This is a genomic window from Ningiella algicola (assembly GCF_028401415.2).
GTDB lineage: Bacteria > Pseudomonadota > Gammaproteobacteria > Enterobacterales > Alteromonadaceae > Glaciecola.
Genome location: NZ_CP171821.2, coordinates 3404887 through 3421293 on the forward strand (window position 1 = coordinate 3404887; position 16407 = coordinate 3421293).

The 16407-nt window shown below is 44.2% G+C and carries 11 protein-coding genes; 4 read left to right on the forward strand and 7 right to left on the reverse strand.

Features of this window, described 5'->3' with window-relative positions; genetic code table 11:
• Positions 1-303 precede the first annotated feature (303 nt).
• Entirely contained in the window at positions 304-3006 is a 2703-nt protein-coding gene (locus PN836_RS14840; protein WP_395339627.1) for an ATP-binding protein, read from the reverse strand.
• 69 nt (positions 3007-3075) lie between these two features.
• The gene (locus PN836_RS14845) at positions 3076-4350 is read right to left on the reverse strand and encodes an ABC transporter substrate-binding protein (RefSeq protein ID WP_395339629.1); all 1275 of its coding nucleotides are present in this window, start codon (positions 4348-4350) and stop codon (positions 3076-3078) included.
• A gap of 293 nt (positions 4351-4643) precedes the next feature.
• Here PN836_RS14845 and PN836_RS14850 point away from each other — a divergent pair, with 293 nt between their 5' ends.
• The 3 genes from PN836_RS14850 (at position 4644) to PN836_RS14860 (ending at position 6838) form a co-directional block, all read left to right on the forward strand.
• On the forward strand, positions 4644-5006 hold the full coding sequence (locus PN836_RS14850; protein ID WP_415926376.1) for an NIPSNAP family protein: 363 nt from the start codon (positions 4644-4646) through the stop codon (positions 5004-5006).
• A 278-nt stretch (positions 5007-5284) separates the two neighbouring features.
• Positions 5285-5698, forward strand: a complete 414-nt coding sequence (locus PN836_RS14855) for a phosphate ABC transporter substrate-binding protein (protein WP_395339634.1) — start codon at positions 5285-5287, stop codon at positions 5696-5698.
• Positions 5699-5707: 9 nt separating this feature from the next.
• Positions 5708-6838 (forward strand): porin, encoded by a 1131-nt coding sequence (locus PN836_RS14860; RefSeq protein ID WP_395339636.1) that lies wholly within the window; start codon positions 5708-5710, stop codon positions 6836-6838.
• A 78-nt stretch (positions 6839-6916) separates the two neighbouring features.
• Here PN836_RS14860 and PN836_RS14865 read toward each other — a convergent pair whose 3' ends face one another.
• Together PN836_RS14865 and PN836_RS14870 are read right to left on the reverse strand one after the other, a co-directional pair.
• Positions 6917-8263: a sigma-54-dependent transcriptional regulator gene (locus PN836_RS14865; protein WP_395339638.1), complete on the reverse strand. Its 1347-nt coding sequence runs from the start codon at positions 8261-8263 to the stop codon at positions 6917-6919.
• Positions 8264-8266: 3 nt separating this feature from the next.
• Positions 8267-9805: an ATP-binding protein gene (locus PN836_RS14870; protein ID WP_395339641.1), complete on the reverse strand. Its 1539-nt coding sequence runs from the start codon at positions 9803-9805 to the stop codon at positions 8267-8269.
• A 303-nt stretch (positions 9806-10108) separates the two neighbouring features.
• Between PN836_RS14870 and PN836_RS14875 the strand changes: the two genes are divergently transcribed.
• A complete protein-coding gene (locus tag PN836_RS14875) occupies positions 10109-10723 on the forward strand; it encodes a hypothetical protein (RefSeq protein ID WP_395339644.1) in 615 nt (204 codons plus the stop codon).
• A 21-nt stretch (positions 10724-10744) separates the two neighbouring features.
• Here the strand turns inward: PN836_RS14875 and PN836_RS14880 are convergent, their stop codons facing one another.
• The 3 genes from PN836_RS14880 to PN836_RS14890 are packed head-to-tail and all read right to left on the reverse strand — an operon-like array spanning position 10745 to position 16174.
• Positions 10745-11857, reverse strand: coding sequence for a lactonase family protein (locus PN836_RS14880; RefSeq protein WP_395339647.1), 1113 nt, complete (start codon positions 11855-11857; stop codon positions 10745-10747).
• Between the two features lie 14 nt (positions 11858-11871).
• Positions 11872-14991, reverse strand: coding sequence for an efflux RND transporter permease subunit (locus PN836_RS14885; RefSeq protein ID WP_395339649.1), 3120 nt, complete (start codon positions 14989-14991; stop codon positions 11872-11874).
• Position 14992: 1 nt separating this feature from the next.
• A complete protein-coding gene (locus PN836_RS14890) occupies positions 14993-16174 on the reverse strand; it encodes an efflux RND transporter periplasmic adaptor subunit (protein WP_395339652.1) in 1182 nt (393 codons plus the stop codon).
• Between the last annotated feature and the right edge of the window lie 233 nt (positions 16175-16407).

The following is a 16407-nucleotide window of genomic DNA, read 5'->3' on the forward strand; positions in this document are numbered from 1 at the left end:
GCGTAAAGAATCTATTCAATCGTGTAGTCGCAAAATTAAAATTGATGGAAAACTCGTGCGAGCTGATGGGCCGAAAACGCTGAAATATAATTAACCCGAACTCTGGATAAGAGGCAGTGCAGGAATATAAACAACAAGACAAAGTTTGTGCATGCCACTGACGGTGTTTTGGTGTTTTCAGTTGATGAAAAAATCAAAACAAAAGGATTTTGGAAGTTTAAATCGCGATACCGAACCATCGTAAAACCAAAGGGAAAGTTAGCAGCAGAATTTGCGATTGAAGAGCTCAATTGACGCCGTAAGCTATGTTTTTGGCAAATATTTATCCATCGCAAGACGCAGGGTTTCTCGTTTAATCGGCTTGGTCAAATAATCGTTCATACCGCTTTGTTGGGCGTTGATATGATCTTCTCGCATAGCGTTAGCCGATAAACCAATGATAATAAGCTCTGTGTGCCCCATCTCCCTAATCTTGCGAGTCGCTTGCATACCGTCTAATACTGGCATTTGTATATCCATTAAGATCAAATCGTAGTGTGGGGAGTTTTGAACTTTTGTAACTGCTTGCTCACCGTCTTCTGCAATGTCAAAGCTTAAGCCGAATGAGTGCAGCATTTCACCTGCTACCATTTGATTGATGTTATTGTCTTCCACCAATAACACATGCCCACGATAGGTTTGTACATTTATACTAGCGGCCTGACTGGTAGTTCGATTAAGGTCATTTGAATGACTCGCGAAAAAAGTATCTGAGCCGTACAATTTGTTTGCAAACACGTAAAACTCGGTAGGCGTGAATGGATGTGAAATAATGGGACACTGCCATTGAGTAGCTAGGATCGTTTTTAGTTGTTCGGGCTGCGTATTGGTGATGCACCCGAACTGAATTTGCCTACTCTTAAGCACCCCAATACTGGGTTGCATTTTACGGCATTGTTTGCCATCGCTTATATCAATGAGAAGCAGTTTATTGTCAGATATTTGCTGCGTTAGCTCTTCAAACTCTTCGTGACTATAGTATTGAATCTCAGACGAGATACGCCGCAGATAATCATGCTCAAGCAGTCTGCTGCTTTCATCGGATACATAAGCAATAGATTTATCAAAGGCGTTGCTATCGTCCATCAGTGTTTGTGGTTCGGGTTCATGCTCGAGTTTGAAGGTGCATGTAAACTCACTGCCTTCAGTCAATGCTGAGCTTGCATACACCTCACCATCCATCAGTTCACACAGTTGTTTAACAATTGACAAACCTAAACCGGTGCCACCAAATTCGCGACTCGTAGAGCCATCGGCCTGACTGAATGGAGAGAATATGCGAGATAGCTGTTCTTCAGACATTCCAATTCCGGTATCAGCAACTGATACGTGTAAGTAAAAGTGTTCACTGCTCTTGCAAGCTTTAGATGCAAAGCTAAGGGATACGCCACCATGTTGAGTGAATTTAATGGCGTTATTGACAACATTAAGTACCACTTGAGAAATTCGCAGAGGATCGCCAATTGCATTTGTTGGCAAATCCGGCTCAACATGTAAACGTAAATTAAGTTTTTTTTCCGAAGCTTTCAACGAAGCGACGGCTAACAAGCTATCAAATAAGGAGGCAAAGGAAAAATAGCTATTTTCAATCTCGAGCTTACCCGCTTCAATCTTTGAAAAATCGAGTATATCGTTGATAACATTTAATAAAATCTGACTCGAATAGTGTATTTTGTTCAAGTTCTCCCTAACCGATGAACTGAGCTCTTGATCCAATGAAATATCCACAAGGCCAATGATTGCATTCATTGGCGTGCGTATTTCATGACTCATATTGGCCAAAAATATGCTTTTTGATGCATTGGCCTTTTCAGCCTGGTCTTTGGCTTCTTGGAATTGCTGATTGAGTATTGTTTGTTGTTCATTCAAAAGCTGTGATTCGCTTAGCAGCTCACGTGTTTGTGCATTTCGCGCGTTAAAGACTTTAGCCGCTTTTGCTAACTGTCCTATTTCGTCTTTGCGATGCGCCGCTGGTATTTCGGATATCTCAGCGTCGCGCGCGATTTTTTCGAATACTGAGGTTATGGATAAGATAGGATTAATTATACGATTAGCGATGAAAAGACCAATAAGCGCTGTCACGGCGATGGCAATTACAGAGTATAAATTTAGACTGGTTTGCGCCGCCACGATTGCGCCAGTGATGGTACTGTTTTGCACTTGCGAAAATTCTTGAGTCGTTTTTGATAAATCTTGAGCAAGATACAAAAACTCATTTGCAGACCCTGCCATCACAACATTGACGAGAAACAAGTAGCCCTGAGTGGTCAAAGTCAATTGGGTAAACTCCGAACTGATTTGAGTGATAGATGTATCGATTTGTTGTTTGCTTTTGGTTGGCAAGTTGCTCTGTTGAATTGCCTTTTGGGCAATGTCGATATTGTCTGAAAAGCTATTTTTCAAATCCACACTGGGCGCGAGCAAATATTGAAAGGCTTTGTTTTCTGCCATTGATAAGTGATATTTGAAAAGGTTGAGAGCCTGTGTTTCTTCCTCAAACATCAAGCTCTCTGATAGTGCAATAAGGGTGTTTAAGCCGTCAAGTACACCGTTTTCGAAATGATTGTCGCGAGCGTTTCTTCCTTCCACTACGCTATCAAAGTTTTCCTCGTAGTCGAGTAAGTGCCCTTTCATCGCTTCAATTGTGCTTAAATTTTCAATGGTCGTGAGTTGCTTAGGAAGGTTGGTTACCAAATCATCCAAACGAACGCGTATCTTGTCGACTAAAGTATCAAATCGATTAATAGATGATTGACTACCCGTATCTTTGAACACTAATACATGGCGCTGCAAATTAAGAACGTCTCGCTCAAGCTCCCTGACTAATTGTTCTTCTTGGGTTGCGTCTTGGTACGCGGAAAGAGAATCGATTAAGGATTGCTGATTAACTTTGGTAAATACAAGCTGGGCGGCGAGTAGAAATACAATAAACGCTAGGAACAGCCAGATCTGCGTTTTAAGTGACACTACACAATGCCTGAATAAAGTGACAAAGGACACCCTAAGGATGAAGTTAAGGTCATCATATAAAATGCACTAAGCACTGAGAAACTCGTACCATTTTTGCAGGCTGTACTCATAGGTTGGCATGACGGTATTCCAAACTGCCACATTTTCAAATCGTTTCTCGTAACTTCCACCCGTTCGTAACGTCCCTGCTGCTACTGACACTTTACCATCGGTACCTTTAAGCGCTGTTGCAGCCGCGTTACCCTCATACCAGTATGCGTATTCAGCCTGACTTAAATATTCTTTTGAGCGTTGAGGATTAGAGATATAGTAACCCTGACGGGCGATAAAGGCACCAGGCCACCCTGATAGCCACCAATTCATATATTCGTATGCTACGTCCTTCATTCTGCCAGTAGTTGCGCTTGAAAGGCACATTACACCATGCCAGCCACGATATCCTTCTTTAGGAGCGGCAAAGGTGACAGGCACATTTTGTCCATTGAGACTTGATACTGCCGGAGAGAACATACTCTCAATGACTACTCTGTCAGACTTCATAAACCTCACGGACTCGGGCACTGATGTCCAAAAACCACTAAAATGTCCGCGTTGCTTGTATTGAATAAGGACCTCAAATAGCTGATCCAATTCGCGTTTAGTCATAGCGCCCATATCAGAGAATGAAACAAGCTCTCTGGCTTGCGCTGCTAAGGCCAAATCAAACAGCCCGATCGTGGGCGCATTTACAATTGCCACTTTGCCTTGATAATTGGGGTCTAGTAGCCATCCCCAACTTTCAGTTTCGTATGGGATCCCTTTTTCAATGACATTGGTGTTATAGCCAAACGAATCTACATTATGCACATAAGGCAAAAAGCTCGCGTGCTCACTTGGCTTATCACTTAGCTCGCCATTGTCTTGAACATTCAGCAATTTGTAAGGGGCATCTCCCGCGCCAATTTTGGCATTAGGACTTACGCGCCCTGTTTTGCATAAGCTATTTATTTCATCCCAATACTTTATTTTTGACTTTTCAATTTTCTGAATGGCATTAGAGCGCCAAAGCACATTAATGCTATTTGACCACTGTTCGTAGAGATCAAAGCTCTGTGGGTTAGTAGACGCCTTTTGTAAAACCGCAGCACTCCCTTTTGCTTCAAACTCAAGATCAATACCAAGGTCGTGCATGGCTTTCTGTCGCAATTCTTCTTGCAGCGTTACATGTGTGCCCATTACACGAAGCTTTGGTTTTGCTTTGCCGATAGAAAAGGCGCTAACAGGCAGGGTGGCGGTGGCAAGTGCGGCGCCAGCCGCTTTGCTAATTGTCTTTATGGCATTTCGGCGGTCTATGGAGGGCATTGTTCACCTTCAGTTATTTACGCGAGAGACTAAACGTGCATATGTTGCAAAAACTGAACGCACATATAGTTTATTTCTAAACGCTGCTCCTTTGTTTATTTAACTTCCCTTGTTGTTTCTCATCTTTCTTTGATTTAAACACAAAGCAATACTGATGCCAATGTCGAATGACATTTGAGAGCAACGCCAATCGCCACCGTTTTGTGATAGGCTCGTCTCACTCAACCTAAGGTATTTGCGCGATGACATCCAATCCACTTTTATACGTTCTGCTAGGAGCTATGCTGATTGTCATGAGCTTTTGCTCATTCGGTCACGATCATGACTTAAGGTCTCCCGTCTTTGAAATGCGAACCTATACCACATATGACGGTAAATTAGATGCGCTTGACGCACGCTTTCGCGACCATACCACCGCACTGTTTGAAAAACACGGTATGAAAAATATTGGGTACTGGATCCCCACAGACCAAGCTAACACGCTAATTTACGTTCTCTCTCACAAGAGTAGAGAAGCAGCAGGGGAGTCTTGGAAAGCGTTTATTAATGATCCGCAGTGGAAAGCTGCCTACCAGGCGTCAATTGCAGATGGCAAGCTCGTATCAAATATTGATAGCGTATTTATGAATGCGACGGATTATTCAGACATCAGATAAGCGCATCCAACCATGGATGCACTTGCGATACTTTACTGGCATGCTCGCCTGCTATAGTGCAAGCAATTCTCATATTTTTCGTGAAGTTCAGTCACCCCACGCTTTTTTCAATACGAGTTTGCATCCAGTTTGTATTGTGAGGCGGGTGGCTGAAAGCCCTTCTAAAGGTTCATAAGGTTTTTCCGATACTTAATTAAGCTTTTATCGAAATATAAAAGCTAAACGAATCTGAACATATGAAGATTCGCTCAAAATTACGTTATTCAATGGAGAAACACATGTTATTAAAACGCGCCGTTGCGCTTCTTGCTTTGCTATGGCTAAGCTTTGCTTCATCAGCTCAAGTAAGCGTGATAGTCCACCCCTCTAATACAAGCGCAATAGACAGTAAGAATGTTCAACGCATATTTTTAGGAAAAGATAAAAAATTTGCGAATGGCTCAGAAATTGTTGCCCTTAATCTTACACCCGACAGTGACGCGCGCGCTTACTTTGATGAAAACATCGTAGGTCGTTCAACCAGTCAGGTATCTGCCTATTGGTCGAAGCTTGTTTTTACGGGTAAAGGTATTCCCCCTAAAGAGGTCGCTAGCGACCAAGAAGTAATCGATTTGGTTTCACAGAACCCTGCGATCATTGGTTATGTCAGCACTGCATCTGTTACTGATGCAGTGAAAGTTGTTGAGCTATAGGAGATTCAGATGAAACTAACACATATTCTAGGCACGGCGACCTTGGCATTATTAACCAGCGCCGCCGCAAATGCGGAAGTTCGGATTAACGGTTTTGCGAACTTAGTGGTTGATCGGTCCAATACTGACTACAGTGTGCAAGGCTCTGACGACAAAGTAAGCTTTAGTAACTTCAGCTTATTTGCGCTTCAAGTCAGTGGTGATATAAGCGATAAACTAACCGCAACTGGGCAAATTATTTCGCGCGGCAGCGAGAATTATTCAGCCGAATTTGAATGGGCATACTTAACCTATCAACACAGCGATAAGCTTTCGATTTCCGCTGGACGACTGCGTTTGCCTTTGTTTCTTTACAGTGAAACGCTTGATGTTGGATACTCGTACCATTGGATAAATGCGCCGCAAAGCGTATATGACATTGCGTTTAACAATATTGATGGCGTTAGAGCGGTATATTCAGACTACTATGGCGATTGGGAACTAAACGCACAGGCAGCCGCTGGCGTAATTACAAATACTGGCTTTGAAGGAACATCTCTGCGTGCGGACAACACTGCGTTGATTTCTCTACAGCTTGCAAATGACGTGTTTAAAGCTCGTATTGTGCACGGTAGAGCAACCGGCACACTGAACTCGCCAGAAGTTGACGCTTTGCTACCAGCGGTTGCACAGTTTGATCCGGTATTGGCCGATTTGCTAGCGTTTGATGAAGATACAGGCATATTCTATGGCGCTTCTCTTAGTTATGATAACTTTGAGTGGTTTGCCAATGCTGAATATACCTACAACGAAAATAAAGACACATTCATTCCTACAGATGAAGCCATGTATGTCAGTGCAGGTATTCGTTTAGGAAAGTGGACACCCTCTGCAACCTATGAAAAGAAAAACGGCGTGGGTGCGTTTAAATTTTTGGACCGGCTTAACGCCCTTCCTCCACCTGTACAGCAAGGAATTGCGCCAATCGTTATTGGCACTCAGATTTCACAAAGTGATAAATCTGAAACGTTTACACTTGGGATTCGATACGACTTTAGTGCAGGAATTGCGCTTAAAGGTGAAGTGTCGCGGTTTGATGATAAATACAATGAAGATCTAGACGGCACAATTGTAAGAGCTGCAGTACACTATATCTTCTAAGATGCCTGAGTTATATGAGTATTGGGTGAGAGCCCTTCGCGATTAGATGAGAGAGGAAGCACATTGCTTCCTCTTTTATTATTGCAAGCCGTGTTTTTCTAATCGATACAAAAACGCTTTGTAATTCACATTTAGTAACTTTGCTGCCTGCGTTCGATTGCCTCCTGCTCTTGAGAGTGCTTGTTCAAGCAAGCTAGCCTCAAGCTTCTCTAAATCAATACCATTTTCAGGTAAAATGTAGGATTCGGATTTGTTATTTGAATTAGATTGCACGGATAAATTGGCAAATAGCTCCTGCTCATCTCCTAACAAAGCATAGCGTTCCATTTGATTGCTCAACTGGCGTACATTGCCCGGCCATGAGTAAGTCTTCAAGCGTTTAAGTTGAGATGTGGATAAGCTTGTACCGCTCATGCCATAACGCTTTGCGAATTTAGAGTAGAAAAACTCAGCTAGTAAAGGAATATCCTCGGGGCGCTGGCGTAAAGGCGGAATCTGAATTGGCACAATGTTGAGACGATAGTATAAGTCTTCCCGAAAATCACCTGATTGCACCATTGCTGCTAAATCTCGATGGCTTGCTGCGATCACTCTCACATCTAGCTGCATTTCTTCATTACTGCCTAAGGGAGTAATGCTACCCTCTTGTAAAAAACGCAGTATTTTCGCCTGTAAGTTAAGGGGCAGTTCGCCAATTTCATCTAAGAATAAGGTGCCGCCATCGGCATAGCGACACTTGCCAATTTTCTCAGTATTTGCACCTGTGTAGGCGCCTTTTTTCGCGCCAAATAGCTCGGCCTCGGCAAGTTCGCTTGGAATTGCCCCGCAGTTGATAGCGACAAAGTTATGCTGTCTGCGCTCAGACAGATTATGGATGGCGCGGGCGGCTAACTCTTTGCCTGTGCCGCTTTCACCATTTATTAGGACGGTTGCACCAGTTGACGCGACTCGGCTAATGCGTTGTTGAACAAGCTGCATTTTTTCGCTGACACCAACAAAGTCAGTCAACTGTTGCTGTGATTCAAGCGCCGCGCTTAAGGCGCTGTTTTGTTGCCTTAATTTGCTTGCCTTTGCTGCCTTGTCAATGGCGAGCAAGAGCTCTTGGCGCTGAAAGGGTTTTGCTAAATAGTCGTCCGCGCCTGCTTGCATTGCTTCCACTGCATGCTCAATGGTGCCATGCGCAGTTGCCATTACAAAGCCCAGCTCTGGACGATTACGTCGAACATAGTTGAGCAAGTCTAAGCCAGATAGCTGCGGCAATTTCCAGTCGGAAAACACCACGTCAATGTTTGCGCCTTTTAAATACACAATGGCATCTTCGCAACTCGGGAGATCTTTAACAAAAAATCCGGCGTTGCTAAGGATGTCGGTTAATAGCTTGCGTTGTTGTTCATCGTCTTCAACCAGTAAAATGGACAAGTTCATTGTTTAAAGCTCGTCTTTATGAGGGGGCTTTAGCATTTCAGCACTGCTAATGGTAAGTGTTGCCGTGCAACCGCTATCCTTGTTGTTTTCCAATTGTAAATCGCCATTGTAATGAAGAACGGCAATGCGTTTGGCAATGTATAAGCCCATTCCTGCGCCTTCTGCTTTTGTTGTAAAATCGGGTTTAAACAACAAAGCGGCAGCGTCAGCCGATATTCCGCAGCCATTGTCTGTTACTTGAATTTTAATTGCGGCATTTGCTTGTTCAGCAATAATGTGAACCTGTGGTAGTGCAGCATTATGCTGGCAGGCTTCAAGTGCGTTGCTCAATAAAGTGCTAATAATTGCACTAAGCTCAGTTGCAGCACCGCGAACGTGTAAGTCTTGAGGGCAAGCAATGGTGACTTCAGCCTCACTGCCAATGCTATGCTGCATCATTGCATCTTTAATGAGCGATTCGATAGACAGCGTTTGGGTGCGGTCAATGCCGGAAGTGGTAAGCACAAGCAACGATTTGATGCTGCGATCCAATGCTTCAATTTTTTGTCGCACCTGTTTTGCCATCGTCGATTTACGTTCAGAACTGGTGGAATCTCGTGACATTTCTTCGATCGCTAAACCTATGGTATTCAAAGGATTGCGCAATGAATGTGCGATGCCTCTGCTAATTTCGCCCAGTTCTGCTAGTTGCTGCTGCTGAGAGTACTGTTGCTCTATATGCTGAAGCTGTTTTAAACGCGCGCTGGTTTCATTGAACATACTTAAGGTTCGCTCAACTTCTTTTACCCCACGTGTATTGAGTGTATGGTCAAAGTTGCCTTTGCTGAGCTGCAAAAAACCTTCTGACAAACGTTCCAGCGGTCCACTGATGTGTTTAGCCAGCGCATATGCGAATAGTAAACTTAAGAGGCCTAATCCTAGCGTAGTGTAACTGAGGTAAGCTAAGTATTTCGCAATGCTTGAATTGTCGTTTGTAAAAAACATATTTTCACGCTGAACCTCAAATGAGGGTGTTTTGAATACCAAAACGTTCTCTTGCTCTTGCACAATTGATAGTTGTTTAAGCTGTTCTTTTATTTGAATAATTTGGACATTCATTAATTCACTTTGGCTTAAGTTTTCATGCTCGGCAATTGCATCTTTGTTTGACAAATTCCGTGTCAAATATGGGAGCAATTTTTCAGCTACGTCTTCAGAAAGACTATCCACTTCCATTCTTATTTTTGCTTCGCTCAGCTCTTTTTCTGCTTTGGAGTAGCTTTCTTCAATTAAGTCTTGAATTTGCTGTTTCGTCACTTGAGAAAGCTCTTTGTTTACTTTTGCAAAACCGGCCGTCGTATTGTGATTAACTGTCATGTTTTGCAATGGGCCGGTAATGACGAAATCGAGGGCCTGATTAGAAAGTGAGATGCTGCGGCTTGTAATTTCCTCGTTAATCTTCGATTCGATAGCTTTAACAACACCATATTGAATCGCGGCTAAACCGAGCAGGAACATACCTGTAATGGCGAAAATATAGGTTGAGAGTGACACGTTTTTCATAATTCCTACTAATGCATTTAATGCCGTATGTTCTAAGTCGAATGCTACAAGAAGCAGGCCACCTTTAGTGAACTTTTATGAGATTGATTTTATTAACTAAATTTTGTTTCGGCTACTTCACTCAACGTCATCTTTCCTCATATGAGGACATCACTTCCCGATATACGGAACTATTTATCTTGTGTAGCCGGAAAATTTGCTAAATAAACCGTTAAGTATATGAATATTATAGCTATTAAAAAATTGGCATGTCGCTTGTACTTACCATTGTGAACAAGCCCTAAAACACAATGGAGAACATCTATGAAACAGCTTGCATTCACGCAAATAAAATCAACATTTATCGCCGCTATATTGCTTACATGTCTATTTGCATCAAGTCCCGTATTTGCTCAAACTTCATCCGAGCTAAGCGTCACGGAATCTGAAAACGCTAAAAACAAAATGGAGCTTATCCAGATTAAAGCGACCGATGAGGATAAGGTCAAGGTTAAAGTGATAACGGATATGGAAGATGCCAAAGAGTATGAAGTTCACAAACTCGACCTGGAAAATGAAGAGTATCTAAACAGCGTCTTTTACGACTTGCAGGAGGGAACTCGTAAGTCAGTGGTTGACAGTCTACAGGCAATGGCAAATCTTGAAGAAAATGGCGAAACGTTTGCTCATCGATTTAAGGATAAACGCAAAGTACTCATGATTAACACCGGTGAACTTGAAGATCTAGAGCGCATGATAAGCACTGCCGTTGACGAGGATGTTGTTGCTGCAGTTGCAAAAATGACTGAGAATTCAGGTAAGCTTTCTTCAATTATCGCCAGGAGTAAAGCAGAGGCAGTACTTGAACTGATAGACAGCTCTTCTTTTACTGCTGAGCAGCTTGAACAAATTCAAAACGCGTTACAGAACAAACAATAGCAAGTTCGACGCACTACGCTGCTAAAAATGAACAATTTCAAGATAATTGGGTCCCTCTTGTGTAGGGACCCTTGAGACAAAACTAAGCTCACCCTTATTCATCTTATATACACTAACATGATGAGAGCGCTGTCCTGCCACGATTAATAGCTCATGCTCACGGTCAATAGCAAAGCCTCGCGGCCATTCTTCCGTTTGCACACACTGCTTGGCCTGCAATAAGCTATCTTCTAAAACTGCGAAGCTACAGAGGCTGTTGGTTCTGCGTTCTGTGGCGAATAAGAATTTACCGTCTCCGCTTATATGGATGTCAGCTGCTGAGGGCAAATTATCGCGTAGGGCCGCGTGCGCCCAATCAATTGGAAGGGCTAGACTTTGCAATAGAGAAATTTCGCCAGATACCTCGTCCATCTTAAGCACGTGAACCCTAGCGTCCAGCTCACCGAGCACATAAAGGATATTTGTATTGTCTAAAACCCTTAAATGGCGTGGCCCCGTATTGTCAGGAAAGGTGAATAGAGAAGGTTTAACTTTGGTAAAGCTCCCGTCTACCATTGCGATTGCTGACAGTTGATTATTGCCTAGAGTTGGAATCAAAGCGAGTCGGCCTTTATCCACGAACACCACGGCATGAGCATTAATAAGACCCTTATGTGTATCCACTGGTTCGGCATTCCCGTTGTCGTTTATTCGCCACGATCGCGCTAAGTTTTGTGGGTATGACGCGCCAATGAGCGCAGACTCTGATGGGTTAAAGGCGATATACGCATAGCTATGCTCAAGTGCTTGGGTATTGATGAGTGTTAATGCGCCAGAATCAGACGATATTTTAAACCGTGCGAGTAATTTTTCGCCACCCCTCGTTGCAATATAAAGTTGTTCACGCGTATGGCTAATTGCCATTGGCGTTGAAAACCCAGCATCGCTTAGAGAACCAATCGCCTTGTGTTCAATTAAGTTCAAACTCAAGTTCTCAGTATCGAGTTTGTAGACCGATACAGATGCACTGCCGGCATTTCCCACATAGACATAGCTTGCAGACTTTGCTGAAAAGCTTACGCTGGCAAAAAGCATTACCAGCATGCAAAGTGCGCATGTTCGGGTATTCAGAGCAATCCAGTCTATGCAGCTCATGTGCAGTTCCTTGTCTAAATCTTAGAGAGTTTGCGACACAGCACGTAAAAAACGGGGGTAAACAAAAGACCAAATAAGGTTACTCCTAACATCCCGCTAAACACTGCTACGCCAATGGCTTGGCGCATCTCGGCGCCGGCACCTTGGGCGATTACCAATGGAATGACGCCGAGAATAAATGCAAACGAAGTCATTAATATCGGACGTAAGCGCAGCCTTGCAGCTTCCACAGCTGCATCAATCGTTGCCTTTCCCGATGACTCTAGTTCTCGTGCAAATTCCACAATCAAAATGGCGTTTTTGCTAGCCAGCCCCACTAATACGATAAATCCGATTTGCGTGAGAATGTTGTTTTCCATGCCGCTTATCCAAATACCCGTGATAGATGAGAACAGACACATCGGTACAATCAGAATAACCGCAAGCGGTAATGTCCAGCTTTCATAAAGTGCGGCTAACAGCAAGAATACGAAAAGCACCGCCATGGCAAATGCGAATGCGGCAGTATTACCTGTATTTCGTTCCTGATAGGCAATTTCCGTCCATTCATAGTCAAAGCCATCGGGTAGATTGTCAGCGGCTAAACGCTCCATTGCATCAAGTGCCTGCCCTGTACTGAAACCCGGCGCTCGTTCGCCAATTAAGCCAGCAGAGGGGAACAAGTTATACCTGGGCACTCTAGAGGATGCAGCCGTATCACTAATTGTCGCCACTGAGCCTATTGGCACCATATGACCGTCATCACTTCTCACGCGCAGTCTTAGGGCGTCATCAGGGGTTAGTCTAAATTGTGCGTCTGCTTGCGCAGTTACCCGAAATGTTCTACCTAAATAATTAAAATCGTTCACGAAGGTTGAACCAATGAAAACTTCAAGCGCTTCAAAAATGCGTGTCACGGGCACATTTAGCTTTTCGGCTCGCTCGCGGTCAATGTCGAGAAAAATTTGCGGCGTACCGTTTTCGTAAAATGTAAAGGCAGAGGCAATGGCTGGGTCTTGCATGGCGGCCATTGCTAAGCCCCATGTTGCTTGCTCAAGTGCGGCTAAGCCTCGGCCTCCTTTGTCCTGTATCATCATTTTGAACCCGCCGGCATTGCCGATGCCGTCTACGGGTGGTGGCGGTATTACCACGATGAATGCTTCTTTTATCTGCGAAACCTGGGCATTAATGCTATCGAGGATCCCTTGATAGCTTAGCCCCTTCGCATTTCTTACCTCAAAATCTTCTAATACGGGGAATATGGCAGCGGCATTGGTTGCGTTGGTAAACGTAGCTCCTGCAAAGCCGGTGAAGGCCACTGCGCTGCTGATTCCGTCAGTGTTGAGTAAGATATCGGTGACTTGATTGGTGATCACATCAGTTTCAGAAAGCGCGTAGCCATTGGGTAGCTGTATTGCCACGATAAAATAACCTTTGTCTTGTGGCGGAATAAAGCCAGATGGCACTGAGGTAAATAAGTAGGCCGTTGCCGCCATAAGGCCAACGTATATTATCAAAGCAAGGGCACTGAATTTGATCAATGCGGCAACCGTGCTTGCGTATTTCTCTGATAGCCAATCCAGGCCTTTGTTGAACACGCCAAAAAAGCCATTGATAGGTTTAGCATACCAAGCACCCTCGCGCTTATCGCTGTGTGGACGCATCATGATTTTGGCAAGCGCGGGGCTTAAGGTGAGCGATACGGCTACTGAAATTATGGTTGCGACTGCAATGGTGACACCAAACTGCCGATAAAACTGCCCTGAAATACCTTCCATAAACGCGGTGGGCAAAAACACAGCAAACAATACCAGACCCATACCGATAAGAGCGCCCCCCACTTCTTCCATAGTTTTACGAGCAGCGTCGCGGGTATTCATGCCGCTTTGCATGTTTCGCTCCATGTTCTCGACCACCACTATGGCATCATCGACTACGATACCGATAGCCAGCACCAAGCCAAATAGCGTAAGCGTATTTAAGGTAAATCCAAGCGCTGCCATTACCGCAAAGGTGCCGATGAGCGAGATGGGGATTGCAATGATTGGGATAATAGCTGCCCGCCAGCTTTGTAAAAATACGATAATCACGAGTACGACTAAGAAAACGGCTTCGTAAAAGGTGATTTCTACTGCTTCTATAGAGGCTTCGATAAAGTTGGTTGGATTGTAGGCAATGTCGTAATCTAAACCAGGTGGGAAGTCTTCTTTAAGTGTTTCCATAAGCGCGATAATACTGTCGGAGGTTTCCACAGCATTCGAGCCAGGTCGTTGAAAAATGGGCAAAGCAACCGAGGGAAACTCGCCTAAGTACCCTTTTGTTGCATAGCTTTGGACGCCAAGCTCCACGCGTCCTACATCGCCTAGGCGAACCACTTTTCCATCAACCGATTTGATAATAATGTTTTCAAACTCTTCAGGATTTTGTAGCCGCCCCTGGGTTTGAATGTTGTATTCAATGACGTTTTGGTCCACTTGAGGAGCTTGATTTAACACACCGGAGGCTACTTGCACATTTTGTGCGCGAATCGATGCAATAACGTCACCTGCCGTAAGCTCGTAGTTATTCACTAAGTCAGGATCTAACCAAATTCTCATGGAGTAGGGCGCCGCGCCGAACATTAACGTATCGCCAACGCCGTCAACACGACGAAGCTGATCGCGCAGCTTTAATACAACATAGTTGCCGATATAATCCTGATCGTAGGTGCCGTCAGGTGAAAACAAGTTGACCACCATGAGCATGTTAGGTGAGTTTTTACGGGTAGTGACGCCTAAACGTCGAACTTCTTCGGGCAGTAAAGGCTCAGCCAAAGAGACGCGGTTTTGCACCAGAACATTGGCCATGTCTAAATCAGTGCCAAGCTCAAAGGTGATGGTTAGTGACATGACGCCGTCTGATGTCGATTGAGACATCATGTAAAGCATACCTTCTATCCCGTTAACCTCTTGTTCGATAGGTGTTGCTACGGTTTGTGCCACTGTCTGGGCATTGGCTCCGGGGTAGGTAGCGGTTACGACGATTGTAGGCGGTGCAATTTCAGGATATTGCGTAATGGGTAAGCCGAAATAAGAGACTATCCCGACAATAGTCACCAAAATCGACAGCACACCTGCCAATATTGGGCGATCAATAAACTTTTTTGAAAAATTCATCTTAATTCCCCGCCGTCTCAGCAGGTGTTTCGTCTAGCGCAACGGGCATTTTGAGTGTTGCCGGATCTGGCATAACATTGCTTTCGACCCATTCTAGTTCAACCTTATTAGGGCTTACGGGTTGGTTGGGTGCGCGAATTCTCTGCACGCCAGCAACGACTACCTGCTCGTCGCCACTTAATCCCGATTCAATCACCACAAACTTATTGTCTAGCAATTTGCCGACTTGCACATAGGTGCGCTGGGCTTGGTTGTCTGCATTTACGGTATAGACGAACTTGCGATCTTGGTCAGTATTAATTGTGCGCTCGGGCAAGAGAATAAACGGTCTGTTTCCTGAGCCAGAAATACGCGCGCGACCGAAAAAACCAGGAGTGATTATCATATCGCTGTTATCGATGATTGCCCGCGCTCTCAAAGTGCCGGTATCGACATCAACCACATTGTCCACAAAATCGATAAAACCTGCATGTAGAAAGCTTTCTTCGTCTTGCAATTTCACATAGGTAAGGATTCGATTAGTTCGCGCACCTTCTCGTTCACCGGTTTGGTCAAGCCTGATATATCGCAGTATCTCTATTTGTGATGCCTCCATTGCAAAGTGAATGGGATTTAGTGAAACAATAGTAGACAATACATCCTGATTGGCTTGCACCAAATTACCAATGTCAATAAAACTGTCGCTCACTCTGCCAGAGAAGGGTGCTTTAATATTTGTAAATTCGAGATTCAGCTTGGCATTTTCAAGCGCAGCCTCGGCGACTACTAGCTCTTGCTGGCGACGCTCAAAGTCTTCGCGAGATATAGCGCGAGTGTTGAGCAAGTTATCTGCTCGATTGAACTCGTTCGTGGCGAGTTTAAATTGCGCATCTGTGCGCTTGACCTCAAACTCAAAAGGACGTGGATCAATAACGAAGAGCGTTTGTCCTTTCTCAACGATATCTCCGTCTTTAAAGTTCTTTTCTACCAGAAATCCACTGACGCGAGAGCGCAAGATGACGCTGTTGACCGGTTCAAAACGACCGGTAAATTCATCCCAAATGGTAATGCTTTTGGTAAGCGGCTGCACCACATCTACCTCTGGCGGTGCCATTTGTTGTTGTTCTGGTTGGGGAGCCTGTTGTGAACATGCAATCAGGCTTAATGCAATGGCCAGAGTAGATAAATGAATCAAAATGCGCATAAGTTCTTCCTGTGAAAATTGTGAATGTGGGTTGGCGTGAGGCAACCTATCAGGCATATAGCCAATGCATAAAGGCAGTGACAACTTAGAGTGATATTGGAGCATGCTTTAAACAGCGCTTATATCAGTTTGTTGCTAATACTATTTATACCGTGTTGTTCAAAAGTACATAGAATATAAGTTGTCAGGCAGATGAAAGGGCGCCAAGCTGTTGTATATTAAGTATAGGCTAG